Here is a 22498-nt window from a genome sequence, read left to right as displayed (position 1 = left end):
GGGAAGCACAGCGCTCACTCGACGGACGACCCCCGTCCTCCAGGAATGTCGCGCTCCTCCGGTCGCCCTTCCGGGCGGCTGGGGCCGCTCACGCAGCACCGCCAACGATCGAGCTCTGCTGTTCGCCCCGTGGCTGCTCGAGGGGGGATCCCCGCGCCGCCGGATCGATGGGACCCGGCGCTCGCCTACGACCAGATCGCCGTCCCGGTACGGCCCGCGCCACGTAGAACACGAGGTCCGGTGTCTCTCACGGTCGCCGCGGCGAGACTCGACCCTGCGAGCTGATCACCACGTCATCGGACGCCGCTGAGAATGGTCGAGAGCGGGAGCCCGACGACGGTCATCTCGTGGGCTTCGGCCGGCGAGGGGACCATCGCCGGGGTTGTTGGTCGTTGGGTGGGCGCGTTCATTCCTAGGCGTATCGCCACGCGACCGGAGGTGCAGGGCGAGCGGATGCGGGTGACCCGGCGGTTCGACGGGCCGCCCACACCCGGCTCGAGGACTCCCGCCGCAGGACGAGCTCTGCCGTGAGCGCAGTACGAGCGGCCCCCGGCAGACAGCGTCCGCACCGGCGTCCGCCACCTCGACGTCCCGGCCCGGACGGGCCCCGGGGAGCGACCCGTACTGTGACGCGGGACACACCCCAGCGGAGGGAGACGTCATGGGCAGGCTCGAGGGCAAGGTCGCCCTGGTCACCGGAGCGGCCCAGGGGCAGGGACGCAGCCACGCGATCGAGCTCGCCCGGGAGGGTGCCGACGTCATCGCCGTCGACATCTGCGAGCAGGTCCCGGGGATGCCCTACCCGACAGGAACCTGGGAGAAGCTGCAGGAGACCGTCCGCGAGGTCGAGGCGCTGGACCGCCGGATCGTGGCGGCGAAGGCCGACGTCCGGGACTACGACGCCCTCGCCGCCGCGGTCGACGACGGGGTGGCCCAGCTCGGCCGGCTGGACATCGTGGCCGCCAACGCCGGGATCGGGTCGCTGCCGCACGCCTCCCACGAGCTGCCGCTCGACGTCTGGCAGCAGATGATCGACGTCAACCTCACCGGCGTGTGGCAGACCTGCAAGGCCGCGATCCCGCACATCCTCGCCGGCGGCCAGGGCGGCGCGATCGTGCTGACCAGCTCCGCGGCCGGGCTGCAGGCCTACTCGCACATCTCGCACTACGTGTCGGCCAAGCACGGCGTGGTCGGCCTGATGCGCACCCTCGCGGTGGAGTACGGGCCGGAGCGGATCCGGGTGAACAGCATCCACCCCACCCAGGTCGAGACCGACATGATCATGAACGACGAGACGATGAAGGTCTTCGTCCCCGACGTGCCCAACCCCACCCGCGCGGACTTCGAACCGAGGTCGCAGGCCATGCACACCCTGCCGATCCCGTGGGTCCAGCCGATCGACATCAGCCGGGCGCTGGTGTTCCTGGCGTCCGACGACGCCCGCTACATCACGGGTGTGCCGCTGCCGGTCGACGCCGGCGCCCTGGTCAAGTGACGTCCCGCGGACCGGCCCGGCACCCCCGGGCCGGTCCGCGGGGCACGAGGACGGACGACGCGGCCCGGCCGGCCGGTCCGACGTGCCGGAGCGCCCTCAGTGCTCACCCTCTACCACGAAGGAGTAGCCGCGGATCGTGCCGGCGAGCGTGGACTCCTGCCTCGGAACCCGGAGCGGGAGGCGAGTTCCTCGGGGACCTCCGTGCCCTCGGACAGCTTGGCACCCCGCAGCCCGTCGACCTCGAAGGTCGTCGCCTCGAGCGGCGTGGCCGAGCTGGTGCTCGTCGACGTCCGCGGCGCCGCTCAGCGGCCTCCGGTCGCGGGCACGATCCGGCCGCGGGCCTCGCCGAAGCCGAGCCGGGTGCCGTCGGGCCCCGGGGCCGTCCCGGAGAGGACCACCTCGTCGCCGTCCTCCAGGAAGGTCCGCTGCTGCCCGCTCACGGTCACCGGCTCGGCTCCGCCCCAGGTGAGCTCGATGAACGCGCCGCGCTGGTCCTTGGCCGGCCCGCTGATCGTCCCGGAGGCGAAGACGTCGCCGGTGCGCGACGGGGCGCCGTTGACCGTGAGGTGCGCCAGCATCTGCGCCGGTGACCAGTACATCTCCCGGTAGGGCGGACGGCTGACCTCCTGCCCGTTCCACTGCACCGACAGCTCGACGTCCAGCCCCCAGGGCTGCTCCATCGCCAGGTAGGGCAACGGCTCGGGGTCCTGCCGCGGCGTGGGCACCCGGGCCGGCTGCAGCGCGAGGAGCGGCACCACCCACGGGGAGATCGTCGAGGCGAACGACTTGCCGAGGTTGGGGCCGAGCGGGACGTACTCCCAGGCCTGGATGTCGCGCGCCGACCAGTCGTTGAAGAGCACCACGCCGAACACGTGCCGCTCGGCCTCCTCGACGGGAACGGTCTCGCCCATCGCCGTCCCCGTGCCGACGACGAAGCCGAGCTCGGCCTCGATGTCCAGCCGGACCGACGGGCCGAACACCGGTGCGGGACCGTCCTCGCCCTTGCGCTGACCGCACGGTCGGACGATGTCGGTACCCGAGACCACGATGGAGCTCGCCCGCCCGTGGTAGCCCACGGGCAGGTGCTTCCAGTTCGGCATCAGCGGATCGGGGTTGTCGGGCCGGAACAGCCGCCCGAGGTTGGCGGCGTGGTGCTCGGAGGCGTAGAAGTCGACGTAGTCGGCGACCTCGATCGGTAGGTGCAGGGCGACCTCGTCGAGCGCGTGCACCGCCTCGTCGGGGACCTCCCCCCTCACCCGTTCCCCGATCTCCCCGCGCACCGCGACCCAGCGGTCGTACCCCTGTGCCATGAAGTCGTTGAGCGTCGGCCGCGCGAACACCTCGTCCCCCAGCAGGACGGCGAGGTCGATCACCGCGTCGCCCAGCCGGGTGCCGACCCGGGGCGCGGAGCCGCGCACCGAGAAGACGCCGTAGGGCAGGTTGTGCACGCCGAACAACGAGTCGGCGGGGACGGGAAGGGTGGTCATCGCTGCACCTCCGCCCGCTCCGAGGGCCCCCGGCCGGACCAGGTCCAGGCGTACTTCCCGTCGTCGGCGGCGGTGCCGGCCTCGCCGAGGTCCAGCGGCCGGAAGGTGTCGACCATGACGGCGAGCTCGTCGAAGTACTCCACGCCGAGGGAGTTCTCGACTGCGCCGGGCTGCGGGCCGTGGGAGTGGCCGCCCGGGTGCAGGCTGATCGAGCCCTTGCCGATGCCCGAGCCCTTGCGCGCCTCGTAGTCGCCGTCGACGTAGAACATGACCTCGTCGGAGTCGACGTTGGAGTGGTAGTAGGGCACCGGGACCGCCAGCGGGTGGTAGTCGACCTTGCGCGGCACGAAGTTGCAGATCACGAAGTTGTCGCCCTCGAAGACCTGGTGCACCGGCGGCGGCTGGTGGACCCGGCCGGTGATCGGCTCGAAGTCGCGGACGTTGAACGCGTAGGGGTAGAGGTGCCCGTCCCAGCCGACGACGTCGAACGGGTGCTCCGGGACGACGTGCACGGTGCCGGCCAGCCCGCCGGGGCCGGGCCCGCGGTGCTTGACGTAGACCTCGACGTCGGTGCCCTCGGCCAGCAGCGGCTCGGCCGGGCCGCGCAGGTCCCGCTCGCAGTAGGGCGCGTGCTCGAGGAACTGCCCGTACTTGCTCAGGTAGCGCCTGGGCGGCGCGATGTGGCTGTTGGCCTCGACGGCGTAGGTGCGCAGCGGCTCGGGACCGGTCGGGATCCAGCGGTGGGTGGTGGTCCGCGGGATGACCACGTAGTCGCCGGCGCCCACCTCCAGCGCGCCGAAGACCGTCTCCACCGTCGCCGCGCCCCGCTCGACGTAGACGCACTCGTCGCCGGTCGCGTTGCGGTAGTACGGGCTGGTCAGGGACGACACCGCGTAGGAGATGCGGACGTCGCCGTTGCCCAGCACCAGCCGGCGGCCGGTGACCGGGTCGACGGCCTTGTGCTCCTCGCCGGGGAACAGGTCGTGCAGCTTCAGGTGCCGGGGCACCAGCGGGCTGTTGGGGGTCAGCGTCTGGTCGGGCAGCTCCCACGGGCGGGCGGCGACGATCGCCGACGGGACGCCGCGGTGGTAGAGCAGCGAGGAGTCCGACGAGAAGCCCTCCTCACCGACCAGTTCCTCGTAGTACAGGCCGCCGTCGGGACGCCGGTGCTGGGTGTGCCGCTTCGGCGGGACGCTGCCCACCTGCCGGTAGAACGCCATGGGATGCCTCCTGCGGTGAGGGGGCAGAGACGGCCACCTCTGCCCTGGGGGGTGGGTCAGCGGACGGACGCCGCGGTGGCCACGGCGGTCCGGAGGTCGTCGGTGTCGAGCCGGTCGGCGAGGAGCAGGGCCAGCCTGGCGAGGAAGCCCTCCCGGTCGTCGGCGGGCACGGCGTCGATCCCGCCGGAGAGCGCCAGCCAGGCGGCCTCGCGCCGGGCCTCGTCCTCCGGCACCTCGACGACCGCACCCTCGGCCTGGGCAGCGGCGGCCTCGGACGCGCCGCCGGCGAGCACGTGGCGCGGCAGGTCGGCGAGCTCCTCGGCCGACCCACGGGCGAGCAGCAGGCCGTCCGGGCGGAGGACGAAGAGCTCACCCGGCCGTGCGCCCCACGCCGCGGCCAGGTCGCCGGCGTCGAGCACGGTCACCAGCGACGGCGCCGGGGCCTCTCGGCACGTCACGGCCAGCGTCACGGCCTCGGGGGCCACGGCGGTGGCGAGGGCGTCGGCCAGCCCGGTCGCGGCCGCCAGCCCGGCGGCATCCAGGCCCATCCCGACGACGGCGAACCCCGTGCCGCGGACCTCGCACAGCGAGGTCTGCTTGCCGTCGGCCAGCTGCACCCGCCGGTCGGCGACCGGGTCGCCCGGCTGCAGTCCCGGGGTCCCCGGAGCGGCGGGCACGGTCAGCGGCGAGCGGCGGGCGTGGGTGGCGCTGCTCTGGCGCGGGTTGAGCAGGTGGCTGAACTCCGGGCGCGCCGTGGCGAGGGCCAGCACCGCGTCACGGGTGGTCCGGTGGCCGTGGGTGCCCGGCGTCATGACCAGCGTCGACTTGCCGGCGTTGGCCACGTTCTGCTGCCAGGCGTGGTGCCGCTCGGCGGAGTAGGCGTCCAGCAGGGTGCGGTCCGCGGCTCCACCGACGACGGCCGCCAGCATCCAGGCCAGCGTCTCGGCGTCCTCCAGGCCGGAGTTCAGCCCGCGCACGCCGAAGATCGGGACCAGGTGGGCCGCGTCGCCGGCGAACAGCACCCGGTCGTGGACGAAGCTGTCCAGCGCCAGGGCGTGGGCCTTGTAGAACCCGTGCCACTCCAGGGTCCACGGGCGCTCGTTCTGCAGCCACGCCAGGTGGCTGGCGATACGCGTGCGGATCCGGTGCTCCTGGGTCTCGACCTCGGCGTCCTCCTCCGGGTCGAGCTGGTAGTCGACGCGCCAGATGTCGCCCGGCTGGCGGTGCATGATCACCGTCGAGCCGGGGTTGCTGGGCGGGTCGAACCAGACCATCCGCTCGGTGGGCAGGTCCGACTGCCAGTGGATGTCGGCGATGACGTACCGACCCTCGTAGCTGGTCCCCTGCAGGCGGACGCCGGTGAGCTCGCGCATGCGGCTGCGGCCGCCGTCGGCCGCGACCACCCAGGAGGCCCGCAGGTGCCGGGCGCCCTCGGCGGTCTCGACCTCGAGGTCCACCTCGTTCCCGGCCGCGGTGTACCGGGCGACGGGTGCGCCCCAGTGCAGCGTGATCAGGGGGTGCGCGGCCACGGCGTCGGCCATGACCTGCTCCAGCTCGGACTGCGAGACGTTCACCATGGGCGGCCGGACGGCGTGCGGCTCGTTCGGCATGCGGAAGTGCAGCACCTCGACGTCCCGGTGGAAGCTCCGCCCGCCCTCCCAGGCCAGCGCGCGGCGGGCCAGCTCCTCACCGACGCCCAGCCGGTCGGCGACCTCGAGGCTGTGCCGGGAGATGCAGATGGCCCGGCTGCCGAAGGACACCTGGGTGGCCGCCTCCAGGACGGTGACCGGGACGCCGCGTCGCGCCAGGCCGAGGGCCACGGCCATGCCGACCGGACCGGCGCCGACCACCACGACCGGGAGGGTCGGGTCGGCCGCCGTCATCGACCCGATGCGCGCGGGCTCGTAGGAGCAGGGCTGGTAGTACGGGGAGGTCGTCATGTCAGCGAACCGCCTCGGCGAGCAGGGCAGGCCGGGAGTCCCCAGCCGGCGTGGGGGTGGCCGGCTCCGCCTCGTGGGGCCGGCGCAGGAGGACGAGGGTGCAGGCGAGGCTCACCAGGCTGACCACGACGAAGTACGCCGAGATGGCCAGCGTGCTGCCGAAGCGGGCGTACAGCCAGGTCGCCGTGAACGGGGCGATGCCGCCGCCGAGGATCGCTCCGACCTGGTACCCGAGCGAGGCGCCGCTGTAGCGCAGGTGCGCCGGGAACAGCTCCGCGAACAGCGCGGACTGCGGGCCGACCGTGCAGCCGAGGACGAACGCCAGGGCCAGCATGGCCACGAGCACGACCGGGATCGACCGGGTGTCGACGAGGGTGAAGAACACCGCGGACACGGCCAGCAGCGCCACGGTGGAGGTGACGTAGACACGGCGCCGGCCGAGGAGGTCGGACAGGTGGGCGGACAGCCCCATGCCGAGCATCCAGACCGGGCAGCTGGCGATGAGCAGGGTCAGCATCGTGCTGCGGTGGAAGCCGAGCTCCGTCGTCCCGTAGCTGAGCACGTAGACCATGAAGACGTAGGCGATGCCGTTGGTCGCGATGAAGGTGCCGCCCGCCAGCAGCACGGTCCGCCAGCTCTTGGTGACGACGTCGAGGAGCGGCACCCGGGTGATGCGCTGCTCGGCGGCGGCCGCCCGGAACGCCGGGCTCTCCATGACGCCCAGCCGGATCCACAGCGCCACGGCGACGAGGGTGATGCTGAGCAGGAACGGGACCCGCCAGCCCCAGGCGAGGAACTGCTGCTCGCTCATCAGGTTGCTGCACAGCAGGAAGACGACGTTGGCCAGGACGACCCCGGCGGGAACCCCCATCTGCGGCGCCGAGCCGTAGAGACCGGCCTTGCCCCGCGGCGCGTGCTCGGTGGCCATGAGGACCGCGCCGCCCCACTCGCCGCCGACCCCGATGCCCTGGATGAAGCGCAGGACCACCAGGAGGATCGGCGCCCAGACGCCGATGGTCGCGTAGGTGGGCAGGAGGCCGATGCCGACCGTCGCCGACCCCATGAGCAGCATCGACACGACGAGCATGGACTTGCGGCCGGACCGGTCACCGAAGTGACCCATGATCGCCCCGCCGAAGGGCCGGGCGAGGAAACCGACGGCCAGGGTGGCGAAGGCGGCGAGGGTGCCGGCCAGGTCGGACTCGCTGGGGAAGAACTGCGGGCCGAGCACCAGCGCGGCGGCCGTGCCGTAGATGAAGAAGTCGTACCACTCGATGGCCGTGCCGACGAAGCTGCCGGCGACCGCCCGCCGCACGCTCCGCTGGCTGGGAGAGACCGCTCTCGCCATGGGGGGACCTTCCGCTCGGGGTGAGGCGGCTTCCTCGCCGCGGCATCCAGAGTGGGCGCGGTCACGTCACCGGAAAAGCAGAGGTTCCGGGTGAGGAACCTCAGCATTTCCGCGGTGGCCCGAGGACCCCCTCCTGCGCCATGCGGACGGCGTGGGTGATGAAGGTGCGGGATGCCCGGCTGAGCAGGGAGTCCGGGGACCAGACCACCGTCACCGCCACCGCGGGCAGCACCGGAGCGGCGATGTCCTTGACCGCCACCGGCCGGCCCTCGTAGGTCACGTCGGCGCTGGGCCGCTGCAGGAGGAGCGTCCAGCCCAGGCCCCGGCCGACGAAGGCGCGCGCCGTCTCGTAGGTGCGCGCCCGGTAGACCACGCGGGGCGCGAACCCCGCCCGTGCGCAGCAGGCGAAGGCGTGCCCGGAACTGGGCGGGGCGTCGAGCAGCACCATGGGGTCGTCGCGCAGGTGCCCGAGGTCGATCGGGCCCTCCGTCTCAGCCAGCCGGTGCTCCGCGGGCAGCACGACGCGCGGCGGGAGGTGGGCCAGGGCGGCCGACCGCCACGCCGGGTCCAGGTCCAGGTCGTACACGATGGCCAGGTCGAGCTCTCCGCTGTCCAGCCCCCGGCTGAGCTGGTCCTGCGTGTTCTCGTGGACCTCGAGCCGCGCATCGGGGTGCGCCTGCGTGAAGTCGCTGATCAGCGCGGGGAGCACGGTCGGGGCGAGCGAGGGGTAGCAGCCCAGCCGGACCAGCCCGGTGACACCGCGCTCGTCCCCCCGGGCATCGGCCTCGAGCTCGGAGGCCTGGTGCAGCAGGAACCGGGCTCTCGACAGCACCGCCTCACCGGTCGGCGTGAGGCTCACCCCCTTGGCCTTCCGCCGCCGGAGCAGCTGGGACTGCAGCGCCCGCTCCAGCTCGCTCACCGCCGCCGAGAGGGCCGACGGCGAGACGTGCAGCCGCTCGGCGGCCCCGCTGATGGTCCCCGCCTCCGCCACCGCGACGAAGGCGGCGAGCTGGTTCATCGTGAACGCGGGAGCGCCCCCGGCCCTGGCCACGCGCGCGACGCTAGCGCCCGGACCGCCCGCCTCGGCCGGGACAGCGCAGGCGGTCACGAGCCCGTCGAGGACGACGTGCGACGGACGGACGCCTCGGTGGCGCGCGCCTCGATGGAGCTCGAGGACCGGGGCCGCCGTCGCCTGCCTACGGCGGGGCCCACCGTCGGCGGACCGGGTTGCGCCGGCGGCCGGGCGTTCCCCTCCTGCGGTCAGCCGGCGGCGGCCTGCTCCTCGGTCCGGGGCTCCTCGTAGCGGGTGTGGGTCGCGGCCATCGACCCGGTCGGGTCGAGTCGGGCGAGCAGCGCGTCGCCGATGGCGGCGAGCTGGTCGATCTGCTCGTCGGTGAGCGCATCGATGACGTGCCGGCGGACGTTGGCCACGTGGGCGGGGGCGGCGTCCTGCAGCTTTCCCCATCCCGCCTGGGTGAGCCGGGCGTTGGTCGCCCGGCGGTCCTCCGGGCACGGGGAAGCGCCCCACCACGCCGCGCGCCTCCAGGCGGCTGACGACGTGCGACAGGCAGGGCAGCGTGGCGTTGGGCTGCCGGGCGAGGGTCACATCCTCACGCCGTCGTGGCCATCGGAGCCACGTTCCTCGGTCAACCGCTGACCGTCTGGCAGGTCCTGGGGGCGTGCGGGTGGCCGGTGGCGTGGTGCTGCTCGACCTCAGCGGTGCCGCGCACTGACGGCGCTCGCCGCAGCCGGCGCCACCGGCGTCCAGCCCTGCGGTGGCCGGCTCAGCGCAACCGACCCAGCAGCCCTCGCAGCCGGTCGATCGCCGCCTCGGTTGCCGCGGTCTCCCCGAGGCAGACCTGTTGGAACACCAGGCCGTCCAGAGCCGCGAACACCAGGTGCACCAGGTCCGGGTCATCGGGCAGGCTGCAGGCCTTCAGCTCCGTTCGCAGAGCCTCCCGGTACGCCTCGTAGAGGCGCACCACATGGGGCCGCAGCTCCGGTCGCCGGCGTGACTCCAGGATCAGCTCGTACTGGAAGACCGCGTCGTCGGTGTCCTCCTCGAACCAGGCGCTCACGCCCACGAACAGCGCATCGACGTCCCCGCTGCCGGGCGCCGAGCTGAGTGATGCGACGCCGTGCTCGAGGGAGAACTGCAGGGCCTCCTCGAGCAGTGCGTCCCGGGAGCCGAAGTGGTGCGCGACGAGGCCGTGCGCCACGCCCGCCTCGGCAGCTACGGCGCGGTAGGTCAGGTGCCGCAGCCCCCGCCTCGCACCGACGCGCACCGCGGCCGCCAGGAGGGCACTGCGGCCTTCGCCGTAGCGGGGTGTCCCGCGATCCCGGCCGGCCTCGACGACGGTCATGTTCCTCGCTCCTCCCCCGTGGCGCTGGGTCTTCGTCCACCGCCTCGGCCGTCCCAGGCTGACGCATCTCGGCTCCGCTCGTGCGCCGACTCCAGGATCCCGCAGAGATCCTCGCACTGTCCACTTGACCAGTTCGCCCGCGGTACGGCATCTTCTGTGCCATCGATCACAACTGTCCACATGGACAACCCGGGCGCCCTGCGGCATCGCTCCCCCGGCCGACCGATGCCCGAGCTCCCGCAGGACCCAGGACTTCTCGAGGAGATCCCCGTGACCACCAGCCATGACGCCGACGTGATCGTGGTGGGCGCCGGCTTCGCCGGCGTCACCGCGGCCCGTGAGCTGCACCGGCAGGGAGACCGTGTGCTCATCGTCGAGGCGCGCGACCGCATCGGCGGCCGCACGTGGACCGACTCCCGCCTCGGCCGCGACCTCGAGCTGGGCGGCACCTGGGTCCACTGGGTCCAACCGCACACCTGGGCCGAGCTCAGCCGCTACGGCATGGCCGTCGTCCCCTCCCCGACGCCCGTCCACGGCTACTGGATCACCGAGGGCGAGCTGCACAGCGGCACCGCGGACGACCTGCTGGCGCTCATCGACCGCGGGATGTCGGCGAGCACCGCGGAGGCCCTCACGTACTTCCCCCGCCCCTATGAGCCGCTCCTGCTCGGCGAGCAGCTGGCGGGCATCGATCGGATGTCCATCCGGCAGGAGCTGGAGTCGCTGGGGCTCACCCCCGGTGAGTTCGAGGCCGTCGAGGGCATGTGGGCGACGAACTTCAACGGCCCCACGGCGGACGGCGGTTACGCACAGGCCCTCCGGTGGTGCGCGCTCGCCGGTGGCAGCTGGCAGCTCATGTTCGAGGCATGCGCCACCTACAAGGTCGTCGGTGGGACCCGCCGCCTGATCGAGGCAATGCTGGCCGACGCCGGCGCCGAGCTCCGACTGGGTGCGCAGGTCACCGCCGTGGCGCAGGACGGCGACACGGCCACCGTGACGCTCGCCGATGGGACCACCCTGACCGCGGCCGCCGTCGTCGTCACCCTGCCGCTCAACGTCTTGGACAGCATCGCCTTCGACCCGCCGCTGTCGGACATCAAGCGCCGCGCCGCCCAGCAGGGCCAGACGTCGACGGGGACCAAGGTCTGGGCACGCCTGCGCGGCGAGTACGAGCCCTTCGTCGCCCTGGCCCGTGGCTCGGCGTCCTTCACCCTCTGCCAGGTCGAGTACGTGGAGGACGGCACCACGGTGGTGGTGGCCTTCGGACCGGACAGCGCCCGCATCGACGGCTCCGACCGGGAGGCCGTGCAGGACGCCCTCCGCAGCTGGCTGCCCGACGTCGAGGTCCTCGAGGTCGCCTGCCACGACTGGGTGGCCGACCCGTTCTCCGGTGAGACCTGGCCGATGCAGCGTGTCGGCCAGCTGACCGGAGCTCTCGCGGAGCTGCAGCGGCCCGAGGGCCGTGTGGCCCTGGCCGGCGCCGACTACGCCAACGGCTGGGCCGGCTTCATCGACGGCGCGATCGAGAGCGGCATGCGGGCGGCCCGCGACGTGCACGCGCTGCTGACCGGCGACGCACCCGCGGCCGCCCTGACCACCCCGGCACTGGCCGGGCCCTGACCCACCCCGAAGCCCGAAGGAGACCGTCATGCCGCAGCACCTGGTCGAGTTCGTCCACGTCCGCGTCCACGAGGGACAGGAGGAGGAGTTCCTCGCCAGCCGACCCGGCGCCGTGGCCGCCGTCGCGGCCGCCGTTCCCGGCTTCGTCGCCGCCCCGGTCATCGCCAAGGGCGAGGACGGCCTCTGGACCGACGTGTGGATCTACGACAGCACCGAGCAGGCGGAGGCGGCCAACGCCAAGGCCGCTGACATGCCCGAGTTCGCCCGGATGGCGGCCGTCAGCGAGGTCGTCTCCATCGACATGGCGTGGATGCCGGTCCCCTGAACGGTCCGCGTGACCCACCGGCGCCCCGCTCGCCCACCCCACGAGGACTCCGTCCGCACCCCTCCCACTCCTCGAAGGACGCAACCATGAGCCACACACACGACGAGGTGGACACCACGCCCCACCTCCACAAGACGTTGACCTGGAAGGACGGCCTGGCGCTGTCCATCGTCAGCGTGAACGGCCTGTTCGTCGCCCTCGGCTTCGCGGTCGGGATCCTCGGTGCCTGGACGGCGATCGCCATCTGGGTCGGCGCCACCGTGATCGGGCTGCTGCAGAACCGCCTCTTCGCGGAACTCGCATCGATGTTCCCCGGCAAGTCCGGCGGTGTCGCCCGCTACGCGATCGAGGGCTGGAAGCGGTACTTCGCCCCGCTCGGCGCGATCGCCTCGTTCGGGTACTGGATCGGCTGGTCCCTGGCGATCGCGGTGACCGCCTCCGCCCTCGGCGGCATCATCCAGGCGGAGTGGTTCGCCGACTCGACGTCGACGGTGTCCTTCCTCGGCAACGAACTCGGCCTCGGGCACGTCTTCGCGATCATCTCCGTCTGGGCCGCCTGGGCCGTGAACTACGTCGGCATCCGGCTCGCCGCCACGGTGAACAAGGTCGTCGGGGTCATGGTCACCGTCGCCCTGACCGTCGTCGTCGTGGCCGCGCTGGTGCAGGGCCAGTGGGACGCCGGCAATCTCACCTGGGGTCCCGGCGCCACGTTCAGCACGGTGATCGTCTGGTTCTACATCACCGCGTGGACCACCTACGGCGTGGAGATCGCCGCGTCCTTCGCACCGGAGTACAGGGACACCGTCCGCGACACCGCCAAGGCGTTGAAGGCGACGTCCACCTTCATGCTGATCGCCTTCATCGCCATCCCGATCGGGGTCACCGGCACCGTCGGTGAGCGCACGCTCACCGAGAACCCCGTCGGCTACATCACCGTGGCTTTCGAGCAGCTGTTCGGCGGCCAGGGCTGGATCGGGACCCTCGTCCTCGTCCTCTCCCTGTGGCTGGCGATGGTCTCCACCACGGCCGACGGCGGCCGAGCGCTCTACGGGCTGGCTCAGGAGGGCATGACCATCCGGCAGCTCGACTGGCTGAACCGCTGGGGCGTCCCGGGTCGCTCCCTCACCATCGACGCGGTCATCAACACCGCCCACCTGCTCCTGCTGTCCTCCCCCGTGGCGATCCTGCTGGCCAGCAACCTGGGCTACATGACGGCGATCACCCTCGGGGTCGGCGCCTTCCTCCTGCTGCGCAAGGACCGGCCCCACTGGCCCCGGCCCATCCGCCGCGGCCGCATCTGGATCCCCATCGCGACGGCCATCTTCGCCCTCAACGTCTTCGTCACCGTCTGGGGCGCGACGCACCCGTCCGACGCCGGCTACGGCGGACTGAAGGAGACCTTGATCGGCGTCGGGATCCTCGCCCTGTCGGTGGTGCTGTTCGTCTACCGGCAGGTGGTGCAGGACAAGCGCCCGCTGCAGTGGCGGGACCTCAGCGAGGACGTCCCGAGCCCCGAGGCGAGCGCAGCGGCCGCCTCCTCGGCCGCGCCCACCGTCCGCGACGTCCCTCCGGTCACGCCGCGCTCGTGACCCCGGCACAGGCCTGGTGGACCGCGCCTGCCGTCCACCAGGTCTGCCGGCCGACCCGCCGCACCGACACTCGAGAAGGGCCCGAGGCATGACCACATCCGCATTGCCGACCCACCGCCCCCCGGTCGCCCTCGTCACCGGCGGCGGGACCGGGATCGGGGCGGCCACCGCCGCGGCCCTCACCGCGGCCGGCTGGTCCGTGGCGATCTGCGGACGCCGGGCGTCCGCCCTGCAGCGGGTCGCCGAGGCGACCGGGGCCCATCCGGTTCCAGCGGACGTGACCGGCTCCGGTGAGGCCGACCGTCTCGTCGCCGAGACCGTCCAGCGCCACGGCCGACTCGACGGGCTGGTGCTCAACGCCGGCATCGTCCGACCCGGCCCCGTCGGCGAACTGGCTGACGCTGACTGGGAGTCGATGGTCACCACCAACCTGACCGCTCCCTACCGGCTGCTGCGCGCCGCACTCCCCCACCTGGTCGACAGCCGCGGCTCCGTCGTCGGCATCGCGTCGGTCAGCGCGCTGCGGGCCTCCGGAGGCACCGCCGGCTACAACGCCACGAAGGCCGGCCTGACCATGCTCCTGCAGTCGGTCGCCGTGGACTACGGCCCACAGGGTGTCCGGGCCAACGTCGTCTGCCCCGGGTGGACCCGCACCGAGATGGCCGACGAGGAGATGGCCGCCCTCGGCCAGGCGCGCGGCCTCGACGCCGAGGACGCCTACCGGTCGGCCACGGCGCTCGTGCCGCTCCATCGCCCCGCCGAGGCCGACGAGGTCGCCGCGGTGATCACGCACCTGCTCTCCCCCGCCGCGTCCTACGTCAACGCCGCGGTGATCCCGGTCGACGGGGGCCACTCGGCCGTCGACGCCGGCACCGTCGCGTTCGACCCCCGCTTCACCGTCGCCCTCCAGCCGGCCTGAGCCGGCCCACCCGACAGGAGCCCACCCGTGGACCTGCACCTCCGCGACCGCGTCGCCCTCGTCACCGGGGGCGCCTCGGGGATCGGTCGCGCCTGCGTCGACGCCCTGCTCGCCGAGGGCGCGCGCGTGGCGGTCCTCGACCGCGACCCCGAAGGCACGGCCGTGGTGGACGGCCTGCGCAGGGAGAGCCACGCTGTCGAGTTCGTCCGGGCCGACGTCACCGTCGACGCCCAGGTCGAGGAGGCGGTCACCCGGGTCGTCGAGACTTTCGGCCGGCTGGACACCGTGCTCGGCTGCGCCGGCATCTCCGGTCCCGTCGGGACGCTCGCGGCCGACGTGCCCGAGCAGGACTGGGACCGCGTCATGGCGGTCAACGTCAAGGGCAACTTCCTCGTCGCCAAGCACACGGTGCCCCGGCTGACCGGCAGCGACGTGGCGACGATCGTCTTCATCGCCTCGGACGCCGCCCTCGTCGCCTTCGAGGGCATGACCCCGTACAGCACCTCCAAGGGCGCGGTGCTGATGCTCACCCGGTCTCTGTCCGTCGACCACCCGGGGGTCAGGGTGAACTGCCTGTGCCCCGGGGTCGTGGACACCCCGATGTCCCGGGTCGACCTCGGACGCCCGCAGGGCTTCGCCGGTACCGATCTGCCGGTCATGCAGCCCCGGCAGATCGCCGGCCACGCCGTCTTCCTCGCCTCACCGGTGAGCGCGCCGATCAACGGCACCCCGCTCGTCGCCGACTTCGGCTACGTCGCCCGCTCCGCTCTCCCCCCGCTCGACTTCGCCACCGACTGACCAACCCACCCTGATCCGACATGGAGGACCCCGTGACCACATCCGCCAGCACCTTCAGCTGGAACAAGGACGACTGGGCCGCACTCACCGAGATGGCCGACGGCTTCGACGAGTACCGCCCGCCGCTCTCGGCAGCGCTGGAGGGGCAGCGCCAGGAGCTGCGGTGCCGGTTCCCCGAGCAGCCCGGCTCGGAAGCCACGTTGGTGCACGAGTTCGGGGACGGATCCCTGCGGTGGACGCTGCAGGACAGCAACGGCACTCGGGAGGGCACCGAGACCTACGAGCTGTTCGAGATGCAGCCCGGCCTGTTCTTCCTGCACTACCGACGGAGCGGCGAGGACCACCCCGTCGTGGTGACGATGGCGCTCGACACGCACAGCGGCCAGGCCACCGGTGCCGTCGGTGAGCTGGGCCTGCAGCCCGACCCGCACCTCGCGCGGCAGCACTGGTTCCAGGGGCAGTTGGTGGGCTCCGGCGCCACCGCCGACGGCGCGCACCCTCACACCACCGACCTGCTCGGCCACCGGATCCGCTACGCCTACAGCAGCGACGACGTCTACGACCACGTCTACCTGAACCAGCACCTCTTCACCTGGATCTGCGTCGGCGGCGCCGAGGCCGGCCTGGGCGACACCGACCGCGCGACCTACTGGAAGCTGCGTGAGCAGGCCTACCTGTTCTCGTGGCTGGAGAAGAACGTCGGCGTCGAGGGCATGGTCCTCATCGACCTGGCCGCACTCCGCACCGTCGGCATCCAGTTCGGCCTCGATCAGCAGACCGGCGAACTGGTGAACATCACGATGGGCGCATACGCCCTCGACCTGGGCCGGGTCCCCGGCGTGGACGAGAGCCGGCCGGGACCGGCATGACCGACGCCGCACAGGCAGCCAGCGACATCGCAGGCGGTCCAGGTGACGATCACGAGTCCCTGTCGACCTGGGCGTACGAAGGCGAGGTCTGCGGCGCCGTCCTCCTGGAGGACCTCCTGACCCGGCGGGCCCTCCCGGAGCAGGACCTCGCGTTGCGACGGCTGCTCAGGCCGGAGTCGGAGACGCGAGACGTACTCCGTCCGCTGGTGGACTGGACAGGCCTCGAGCTCGACGAGGAGGCCGTACGTCGGTCCGGGCTCGACTTCGCGGCCGCCGCGGCGACCGAGTCGTGGAGTCGGTTCCTCGACAGCACCCAGCGGATCGCCCTCGACGCCCTGCCGAGCTCCCGCCGACTGCTCGAGGTCAGCCCAACAGACGCACGGCCCGTCCTGCACCGGGTCCTGGAGCACGAGGAGACGCTTCTCGCCTCTGCTCAGCACACGTCCGCGGGCCGGGACGCCGACGCCCTCAGCTGCCTCGACGGGCACCTCCAGACGCAGCCGGTGTCAGGTGAGGAGTCGACCGACTGGGTTCGGGCCGGCCGCCAGGCTTGCGACTGAAGCGGCGCCCGGGTCCACCCAGGACCCGGGCGTCGCTGGTCGCCAGCAGTCGAGAGCTCCGAGGCACTGCGCGCGGCGCGCTGCGTGCCCCTCTCACATCGGATCAACGGCACGTCGACGCGGCGGTCGTAGCCCGGGGGGATGACACGGTCGCAAAGCGGAAGCGGGACGGTCATCGGGCGCGCTCCGAGCGCCCAGTTTCCCTCAACCGACGATGGCCCCGTCGACCGTCCGGCCGCGCGAGCACGGCTACCGTGCACGGGGACTGAGTGGCACCGGCAGCACCATCAGGCGCGAGAACTCGCCCGACAACTCGCCCTCCTACGCTGGTGCGGGACCTGCGATCTCGCCTCCGTGAACAGCGCTCCCGGGTGCCGCTCCCCCGAAGGTGCCGGGAGAGCCGATGGGGGTGCAGCCCACCCGCGCCAGGCGTCCTGCCAGCGCGGACGGGTGATCGGACGCCGGACTGCGCACACGTCCAGCGCTCTTCCGCCGGGCAACCACGAGCCTGCGCGGGAGTCTCCTGTTCCTCTCGAGTCGTCTCCAGTCGTGCGCTCAGCCAGACCCTCACGCTGACGGACTGCCCATGGCCAAGACGCCACAGCGCACCGAGCCCCTCCCGGCGCGGTGAGACGGCTCCCGTGTCGCGGTGCCCCAGTCCCCTCGGACACGGCCTTCCCCGGTGTGTTCTGCAGGCCAGGAACCAGGGTGTGTCACTGCAGGGCCTGTGAGCCCTCGTGACACCTCGCGCCGCTGAGTGGCTCTCGGCACGTCTGGGCGATGGACGGGGGCGTGGCGGGCTGCCACTGATCGGACCGGTCGCTGCGCCGCCGCGTCGACGACCGCTGTTTGCTCCCGGGGACCATCGGCCCTGTGCGGTTCCGGAGGGCCGCAGCCAGGCTGAGCCCCGCGCAGCGGTTCGGCTGCCGAGTCTTCCGCTCGGGCCTCCGCGGGCCGGTCGACAGGGGGTGCACTGTGCGCCTGGCGCGTTCCTCGCGACGGTCGGGGCTCGTGGTCGCGGTGGTCGCGGTGACCGCTGTCCTGGGCGGGCCCACCGCCACCGCCTCCGCGACTGATGACCCCGATCCGCGGATCACGGCCGTGATGGACAAGCCCGCCTATGCGACCGCGCAGTGGGGGCTGCTCCAGGTCGATCCGTCCAGCGGTCGGGTCGCCCGGTCGCAGTTCCCCGACCAGTCGTTCCTGCCCGGATCGGTGACCAAGCTGTTCAGCGTCTCGGCGGCGTGGGGGACGCTGGGCGCAGACCATCGGTTCGAGACGCCGGTCTACGCCGTGGGCGGGCAGGACGGGTCGACGTTGACCGGCGACCTGGTGCTGGTCGCCCAGGGTGACCTGACGATGGGTGGCCGCACCGGACCGGACGGCTCGGTCGCCTTCACCGACATCGACCACACGTACGCGAACGACCTCCCGGGGGCGACGCTGACGCCGGAGGATCCCCTCGCCGGACTGGACTCCATCGCCGACCAGGTGAGCGCCGCGGGCATCACCCGGGTCGCCGGCGACGTGGTCATCGACGACCGGGCCTTCTCCGCGGTCGGCGAACTCGATCCCACGCCCACCCCGCTGATCATCAACGACAACCTCATCGACCTGCTGACGACACCGACCAGTCCCGGGCAGCCGGCCGACTTCTCGTGGCGGCCACAGGTCAGCACGTTCCAGGTGACCTCCGACGTCCGCACGGTCGCGGCGGACGGCCCGACCGACATCGAGGTCACGACCTCCCCCGACGGTCACCAGATCTCGGTCAGCGGCACCATCGCCGCCGGCTCACAGCCGCAGCTCCGGGTGGCACAGGTCGAGGACCCGTCCGCGTTCGGCCGGACCGCGCTCATCGAGGCCCTCGGCCGCGCCGGCGTCACCGTCGACGCTCCGGCCGGCGGCCCCAACCCGGTGGACCAGGCACCCGAGTCGTACACGTCCGCCCGGACGGTGGCCGCCTACGTCTCCCCGGTGTTCGCCGAGTACGCGAAGCTGATCCTGAAGGTCAGCCACAACCTCGGTGCCAACCTGACCCTCTGCCTCATGGCCGTGCACGCCGGGTCGACCGACTGCATGGCCGGGTTCCCGGTCGAGAAGGCCTTCCTCCAGGGAGCCGGCGTGGACACCAACGCGGTCAGCTTCTCCGACGGCCGCGGCGGCACCCCTGAAGACCGCGTGACCCCTCGAGCGGTCACCCAGATCCTCGAGTACTGGCTGGGCACGCCGGACGCGGAGCGGTTCCGCACCTCGCTGCCCGTCCTCGGGGTGGACGGCTCGCTGGGCGAGTTCTGCACCTCCTGCCCGGCCCAGGGCAAGGTGTTCGCCAAGACCGGCACGGTCGCCGGCCCCGATGACCTGAACCAGCGTCTCCAGATCGGCGCCATGACCCTCGGCGGGTACCTCGAAGCGGGCGACGGCCGCTACGAGGTGTTCTACGTCGGGGTGACCGGCGCGATGGCGACGACGATCGAGGAGCTCGTCGACGTCCTCCGGGACGTCGCATCCATCGGAGCCTTCATGCAGGAGGACGCCGCCGCATCGGCGACCGCCGAATGACCTGTGGGTGTGCGGGGCACGTGCCCGACCGGGCGGAACGGCGGGCAGCGTCGCGATCGGAGGACCGCGGCCGTTCACGATGCGGTCCTCTCGAGATGGCCGGGGATCGGCGGCACCGCCGTCTCCAGCCGGGCCCCCGAGCCGGCTCGCGCCCTCTCGGCGATCGAGACGAGCTCGTCGCGCGTGGGGCCTTCGGCCGTCGGCTGACGCCAGCCGGTCTCGTAGACGGCGCGGGCCAGCGGCTCGGCGACAGCCAGCGACGCCGGCAACACGGTCATGGCCAGGAAGCCGGCGACGTGGGGTCCGATCCGGGGGTCGGCTCGAGCGGCCGCGACGATGGCGGCCGAGGTCAGGGGCTGGGTGAGGTCGAGGTCGTGACCTTGCCAGCGGCGTACCGACTCGGCGTCGAAGGCGAGGTGGTCCTCGACCCACGGGAGGATCCAGGTGTCACACCAGGCGCGGAACGGAGCTGCGATGCCGACGGGGTCGGCGCCCGTGTCGAGCAGCTGCAGGAGTGCGCCGATCTGCATGCTGGCCATGGCGAGCCCTCGGCCCGCCGTGGGCGCCGTGGTCGCGACCGCGTCACCCACGGCAACCAGACCGGGCCGGCAGAGCTGCCGCCGGTAGACGTTGAGCAGACCGCCACCGACGATGACGCCGCTGGTGGGCGTGGCGACGCGGGCGTCGGTCCACTCGGCCAGCCCCGGGATCGCACGGCACGCGGACTCGAAGGCGCTCAGGTGACGGAGGGCGCCCAGGCCGGCGTCCGCCCTGGGTCGGATGATCACGATCGAGACGTGGCCGTGTTCGTGGGGGAAGGCGTAGCAGTCGTACCCCTGGAACCGGGCGCTCCAGGCGAACGGGGTGGTCACGGCACCCGACGTCGCGCCCAGGTGCCGGCGGTAGGTCCGCGACACATAGGCCATGCCGACGTCGCCGCGAACGAGCGGCGGCGGCGTCAGCCGGGAGAGACGGCCGCTTGCATCGACGACCAGGTCGGCGCTCACCGTCGACCCGTCCACGACTGCGCCCACGACCTGACTGCCCCGCTCGACGAGGCCGTCGACGTGGCCGACCGCGACGGTCAGCCCGTCGACCTCTGCCGCCGCCCGGCGGAGGGCTCGCTCGTACGTGACGCGACGGGACCGCACCCCGACCGCCGGCGTCCGAGCGCCGGGGACGGGCAGGTCGATCGGTTGCGCACCGAGATCGAGCCATGCACGCCACGCCTCGGGCCACTCGGCGATCAGCAGGTCGCGCACCTGCGGGCGGAACCCGTGCGCCTGCTCGAACTGCATGACACCACGGCGCCGCCACGAGCCGTCGGGAGCAGGGCCGGGGTCCCGGTCGATGGCTGCGACCCGATGGCCGCGCCGGGCCAGGACTGCGCCGAGGGTCAGACCTGTGGGCCCGGCACCGACGATGATGACGTCCATGGTCTCACCTTCGTTACACTGCTGAGGTGTTGATTACACTAGTGGTGCTGTCAAGCCGGACGACGCGGCGCGCGGAGCTGCGCGCATGACGGACGACCGCCGCCCGTACCGCTCCGCTCTGCGCGACGAGCAGTCGCGGGCCACGCGCCGACGGATCGTCGACGCCGGAGCCGCGCTGTTCGTCGAGAGCGGCTATGTCCCGACCACAATCGACGCCATCGCCGAGCACGCAGGGGTCAGCCGCAGGACCGTCTTCACCGCGGTCGGCGCAAAGGCCGCCGTGCTCAAGCTCGCCTTCGACTGGACGCTGGCCGGCGACGACGAACCGGTGGCCATCGCAGACCGGCCCGAGGTGCAGCGGATGATGCAGGGCGGCGACCCCGCGGAGCTGCTCGCCGCGTGGATGGCCATGAACGCCGCCATCAACAGGCGGCTCGCCACGCTCCACCACGTCCTCGTGGTGGCAGCCGACGCCGACCCGGACGCAGCAGCCGTCCTCGCCACGACCGACGACCAGCGGGCCGAGGGCGCCCGAGCCGTCGTCGGCCGCGTCGCCGACCTCGGCGGGCTCCGGCCCGACCTCGATGTCGAACGCGCTGCCGCCATCGCCGACGTCCTGATCGATCCGACGCTCCACCAACGCCTGGTCGGGACATGGGGCTGGACGTTCGAGACCTACGTCGAGCACCTGCAACGGATGGCGGCGGCGTCACTGCTGGGGTAGCAGTACGAGCGACGGGAGGCGCCGCCCGGAGACAGCGCGCCTCCCCAGCCGTAGGCCGCGGGCCCGCAGGCGTCCACCGCGGTGGCAGCGGCTCGGACGGGATCGGAGACCAGCGTCTGCTCGACGCCCGGGTGGTCCAGCGGCGGTCAGTCGGTCACGGCTGCTCGCGAGGTGGACGACACTGCGTCAGCGCCAGCGATGCCGCGCCCGTGGCAACGAGCCCGAGGACGACGCGGACGTGGTGCCAGCGCGTCCACCTGCCCAGCAGTTGCGTCGTCTCCGGCCCTGTCAGCTCGCCCGCCACGAACCGGTGGTTGGCCGGCTCGTTGACCGCCGCGGTGATCGCGACGACGCCCGCCACGGCACCCGCGGCCACCACGGCGGCCGGGGCGCTCCGACGGTGTGCGGTGACCTGGGCCACCGCCGAGGCCGCACCGGAGAGGACGGCGCCGGCACCCAGCGGGACCATGAGCGCGCGGATCCGGCCCGAGTGCGCGGTGAACCACTCCCGGAACTCGGCCGGTGAGGTAGCCCGCCAGAACGGGACGAGGACGACCTCGATCAGCAGCATCCCGCCCGCCAGCAGCCCCGCCATGACCGCCGTGAGGAACGCGAGCGGCCGCGACCAGGTGTCCCCCGCCGCCCGCGTCGGGTGCACCGACCGCGCGCGACGGAGCCTCACCGGCGTGGTCAGCGCATCCTCCCGACGTGGAGGGCCCGGGCGGCGCGCGTCATGGCCCGGGAGGCCCGCGCGGGCAGCGAGTCGGGGGCAGGGATCGTCACCGGCCGGATCCGGCCGTTGTGCAGCGCGGCGATCCGCCAGCCGTCGTCCCCTCTGACCGCCACGATCGTCTGCCGAGACGACCGCCGCTTCGGCAGGCTCGCGCGCCAGGGCATCTGGACCGAACCCGTCGCGTGCACCACCGCCACGTCGTCCCGCAGGAAGCGAACGGACTCGACCTCCCCCACCAGCGCCGAGTGGCTGAGGACGCCGTGGAAGAGCCGGTCGTGGTTCTCGACCATGGTCCGCCGTCCCCGGGCGTGCGTGCCGTCGTAGGAGACGTAGTCGCTGTCCTCGGTGAAGCAGGCGCCGTAGCCGGCGGCGTCTCCCGCCGTCCAGGCGGAACACATGCGCGCGAAGAGGTCGACGAGTTCGGCGTGTGTGGCGTGATCCGTACGAGTCATCGTTGCCTCCGGTCGCCGATGGTGCTGGAACGAGCCGGGCCCAGTGGGGTCCTTCCTA

20 protein-coding genes are annotated in these 22498 nt (G+C 72.7%); 10 read left to right on the top strand and 10 right to left on the bottom strand.

The window, feature by feature from the left end; translation table 11 throughout:
* Nucleotides 1-661 precede the first annotated feature (661 nt).
* Nucleotides 662-1495 carry a mycofactocin-coupled SDR family oxidoreductase gene (locus ACI789_RS11775; RefSeq protein ID WP_457009166.1) on the top strand — a complete coding sequence of 278 codons (834 nt, stop codon included), beginning with the start codon at nt 662-664 and terminating at the stop codon, nt 1493-1495.
* 302 nt (nt 1496-1797) lie between these two features.
* Here ACI789_RS11775 and fahA read toward each other — a convergent pair whose 3' ends face one another.
* The 7 genes from fahA to ACI789_RS11740 form a co-directional block, all read right to left on the bottom strand.
* Complete coding sequence (fahA, locus tag ACI789_RS11770; protein WP_457009165.1) at nt 1798-2982, bottom strand: fumarylacetoacetase; 1185 nt, start codon at nt 2980-2982, stop codon at nt 1798-1800.
* Nucleotides 2979-4202, bottom strand: a complete 1224-nt coding sequence (locus ACI789_RS11765; RefSeq protein ID WP_457009164.1) for a cupin domain-containing protein — start codon at nt 4200-4202, stop codon at nt 2979-2981. Before ACI789_RS11765 ends, fahA begins: the two co-directional genes overlap by 4 nt.
* 56 nt (nt 4203-4258) lie before the next feature.
* Complete coding sequence (locus ACI789_RS11760; protein WP_457009162.1) at nt 4259-6142, bottom strand: FAD-dependent monooxygenase; 1884 nt, start codon at nt 6140-6142, stop codon at nt 4259-4261.
* Nucleotide 6143: 1 nt separating this feature from the next.
* Nucleotides 6144-7490, bottom strand: a complete 1347-nt coding sequence (locus ACI789_RS11755; protein ID WP_457009160.1) for an MFS transporter — start codon at nt 7488-7490, stop codon at nt 6144-6146.
* A gap of 100 nt (nt 7491-7590) precedes the next feature.
* Entirely contained in the window at nt 7591-8541 is a 951-nt protein-coding gene (locus ACI789_RS11750; RefSeq protein ID WP_457009158.1) for a LysR substrate-binding domain-containing protein, read from the bottom strand.
* A 209-nt stretch (nt 8542-8750) separates the two neighbouring features.
* A complete protein-coding gene (locus ACI789_RS11745; RefSeq protein WP_457009156.1) occupies nt 8751-8921 on the bottom strand; it encodes a hypothetical protein in 171 nt (56 codons plus the stop codon).
* Between the two features lie 353 nt (nt 8922-9274).
* The gene (locus ACI789_RS11740; protein WP_457009154.1) at nt 9275-9853 is read right to left on the bottom strand and encodes a TetR/AcrR family transcriptional regulator; all 579 of its coding nucleotides are present in this window, start codon (nt 9851-9853) and stop codon (nt 9275-9277) included.
* A 270-nt stretch (nt 9854-10123) separates the two neighbouring features.
* Here ACI789_RS11740 and ACI789_RS11735 point away from each other — a divergent pair, with 270 nt between their 5' ends.
* From ACI789_RS11735 to dacB, 8 genes are all read left to right on the top strand, one after another.
* The gene (locus ACI789_RS11735) at nt 10124-11473 is read left to right on the top strand and encodes a flavin monoamine oxidase family protein (protein WP_457009152.1); all 1350 of its coding nucleotides are present in this window, start codon (nt 10124-10126) and stop codon (nt 11471-11473) included.
* Nucleotides 11474-11501: 28 nt separating this feature from the next.
* Nucleotides 11502-11798, top strand: a complete 297-nt coding sequence (locus ACI789_RS11730) for a hypothetical protein (RefSeq protein WP_457009150.1) — start codon at nt 11502-11504, stop codon at nt 11796-11798.
* An 86-nt stretch (nt 11799-11884) separates the two neighbouring features.
* On the top strand, nt 11885-13387 hold the full coding sequence (locus ACI789_RS11725) for an APC family permease (RefSeq protein ID WP_457009148.1): 1503 nt from the start codon (nt 11885-11887) through the stop codon (nt 13385-13387).
* An 88-nt stretch (nt 13388-13475) separates the two neighbouring features.
* Nucleotides 13476-14306: an SDR family NAD(P)-dependent oxidoreductase gene (locus tag ACI789_RS11720; RefSeq protein WP_457009146.1), complete on the top strand. Its 831-nt coding sequence runs from the start codon at nt 13476-13478 to the stop codon at nt 14304-14306.
* 27 nt (nt 14307-14333) lie between these two features.
* Nucleotides 14334-15104: an SDR family NAD(P)-dependent oxidoreductase gene (locus ACI789_RS11715; RefSeq protein ID WP_457009144.1), complete on the top strand. Its 771-nt coding sequence runs from the start codon at nt 14334-14336 to the stop codon at nt 15102-15104.
* A 32-nt stretch (nt 15105-15136) separates the two neighbouring features.
* The gene (locus ACI789_RS11710) at nt 15137-15973 is read left to right on the top strand and encodes a MoaF C-terminal domain-containing protein (RefSeq protein ID WP_457009142.1); all 837 of its coding nucleotides are present in this window, start codon (nt 15137-15139) and stop codon (nt 15971-15973) included.
* A gap of 206 nt (nt 15974-16179) precedes the next feature.
* Nucleotides 16180-16533: a hypothetical protein gene (locus tag ACI789_RS11705; protein ID WP_457009140.1), complete on the top strand. Its 354-nt coding sequence runs from the start codon at nt 16180-16182 to the stop codon at nt 16531-16533.
* A gap of 1029 nt (nt 16534-17562) precedes the next feature.
* The gene (gene dacB / locus ACI789_RS11700) at nt 17563-19095 is read left to right on the top strand and encodes a D-alanyl-D-alanine carboxypeptidase/D-alanyl-D-alanine endopeptidase (RefSeq protein ID WP_457009138.1); all 1533 of its coding nucleotides are present in this window, start codon (nt 17563-17565) and stop codon (nt 19093-19095) included.
* Nucleotides 19096-19169: 74 nt separating this feature from the next.
* Here dacB and ACI789_RS11695 read toward each other — a convergent pair whose 3' ends face one another.
* Entirely contained in the window at nt 19170-20531 is a 1362-nt protein-coding gene (locus ACI789_RS11695) for an FAD-dependent oxidoreductase (RefSeq protein ID WP_457009136.1), read from the bottom strand.
* A gap of 85 nt (nt 20532-20616) precedes the next feature.
* On the opposite strand from ACI789_RS11695, the gene ACI789_RS11690 reads away from it, so the two are divergent.
* The gene (locus ACI789_RS11690) at nt 20617-21255 is read left to right on the top strand and encodes a TetR/AcrR family transcriptional regulator (RefSeq protein WP_457009134.1); all 639 of its coding nucleotides are present in this window, start codon (nt 20617-20619) and stop codon (nt 21253-21255) included.
* A gap of 154 nt (nt 21256-21409) precedes the next feature.
* Here ACI789_RS11690 and ACI789_RS11685 read toward each other — a convergent pair whose 3' ends face one another.
* Both ACI789_RS11685 and ACI789_RS11680 read right to left on the bottom strand, forming a co-directional pair.
* Nucleotides 21410-21937 carry an anthrone oxygenase family protein gene (locus ACI789_RS11685; protein ID WP_457009132.1) on the bottom strand — a complete coding sequence of 176 codons (528 nt, stop codon included), beginning with the start codon at nt 21935-21937 and terminating at the stop codon, nt 21410-21412.
* 8 nt (nt 21938-21945) lie between these two features.
* Nucleotides 21946-22440, bottom strand: coding sequence for an SgcJ/EcaC family oxidoreductase (locus ACI789_RS11680; RefSeq protein WP_457009130.1), 495 nt, complete (start codon nt 22438-22440; stop codon nt 21946-21948).
* Between the last annotated feature and the right edge of the window lie 58 nt (nt 22441-22498).

The organism is Geodermatophilus sp. SYSU D00965 (genome assembly GCF_054050075.1).
Note: the sequence above shows the minus strand (reverse complement) of the source record. Positions and strands in the feature narration are given on the sequence as shown.

Coding starts and splice junctions, on each gene's coding strand:
- ACI789_RS11775 (WP_457009166.1), top strand. CDS start 662: ATGGGCAGGCTCGAGGGCAAGGTCGCCCTGGTCACCGGAGCGGCCCAG.
- fahA (WP_457009165.1), bottom strand. CDS start 2,982: ATGACCACCCTTCCCGTCCCCGCCGACTCGTTGTTCGGCGTGCACAAC.
- ACI789_RS11765 (WP_457009164.1), bottom strand. CDS start 4,202: ATGGCGTTCTACCGGCAGGTGGGCAGCGTCCCGCCGAAGCGGCACACC.
- ACI789_RS11760 (WP_457009162.1), bottom strand. CDS start 6,142: ATGACGACCTCCCCGTACTACCAGCCCTGCTCCTACGAGCCCGCGCGC.
- ACI789_RS11755 (WP_457009160.1), bottom strand. CDS start 7,490: ATGGCGAGAGCGGTCTCTCCCAGCCAGCGGAGCGTGCGGCGGGCGGTC.
- ACI789_RS11740 (WP_457009154.1), bottom strand. CDS start 9,853: ATGACCGTCGTCGAGGCCGGCCGGGATCGCGGGACACCCCGCTACGGC.
- ACI789_RS11730 (WP_457009150.1), top strand. CDS start 11,502: ATGCCGCAGCACCTGGTCGAGTTCGTCCACGTCCGCGTCCACGAGGGA.
- ACI789_RS11725 (WP_457009148.1), top strand. CDS start 11,885: ATGAGCCACACACACGACGAGGTGGACACCACGCCCCACCTCCACAAG.
- ACI789_RS11720 (WP_457009146.1), top strand. CDS start 13,476: ATGACCACATCCGCATTGCCGACCCACCGCCCCCCGGTCGCCCTCGTC.
- ACI789_RS11695 (WP_457009136.1), bottom strand. CDS start 20,531: ATGGACGTCATCATCGTCGGTGCCGGGCCCACAGGTCTGACCCTCGGC.
- ACI789_RS11690 (WP_457009134.1), top strand. CDS start 20,617: ATGACGGACGACCGCCGCCCGTACCGCTCCGCTCTGCGCGACGAGCAG.
- ACI789_RS11680 (WP_457009130.1), bottom strand. CDS start 22,440: ATGACTCGTACGGATCACGCCACACACGCCGAACTCGTCGACCTCTTC.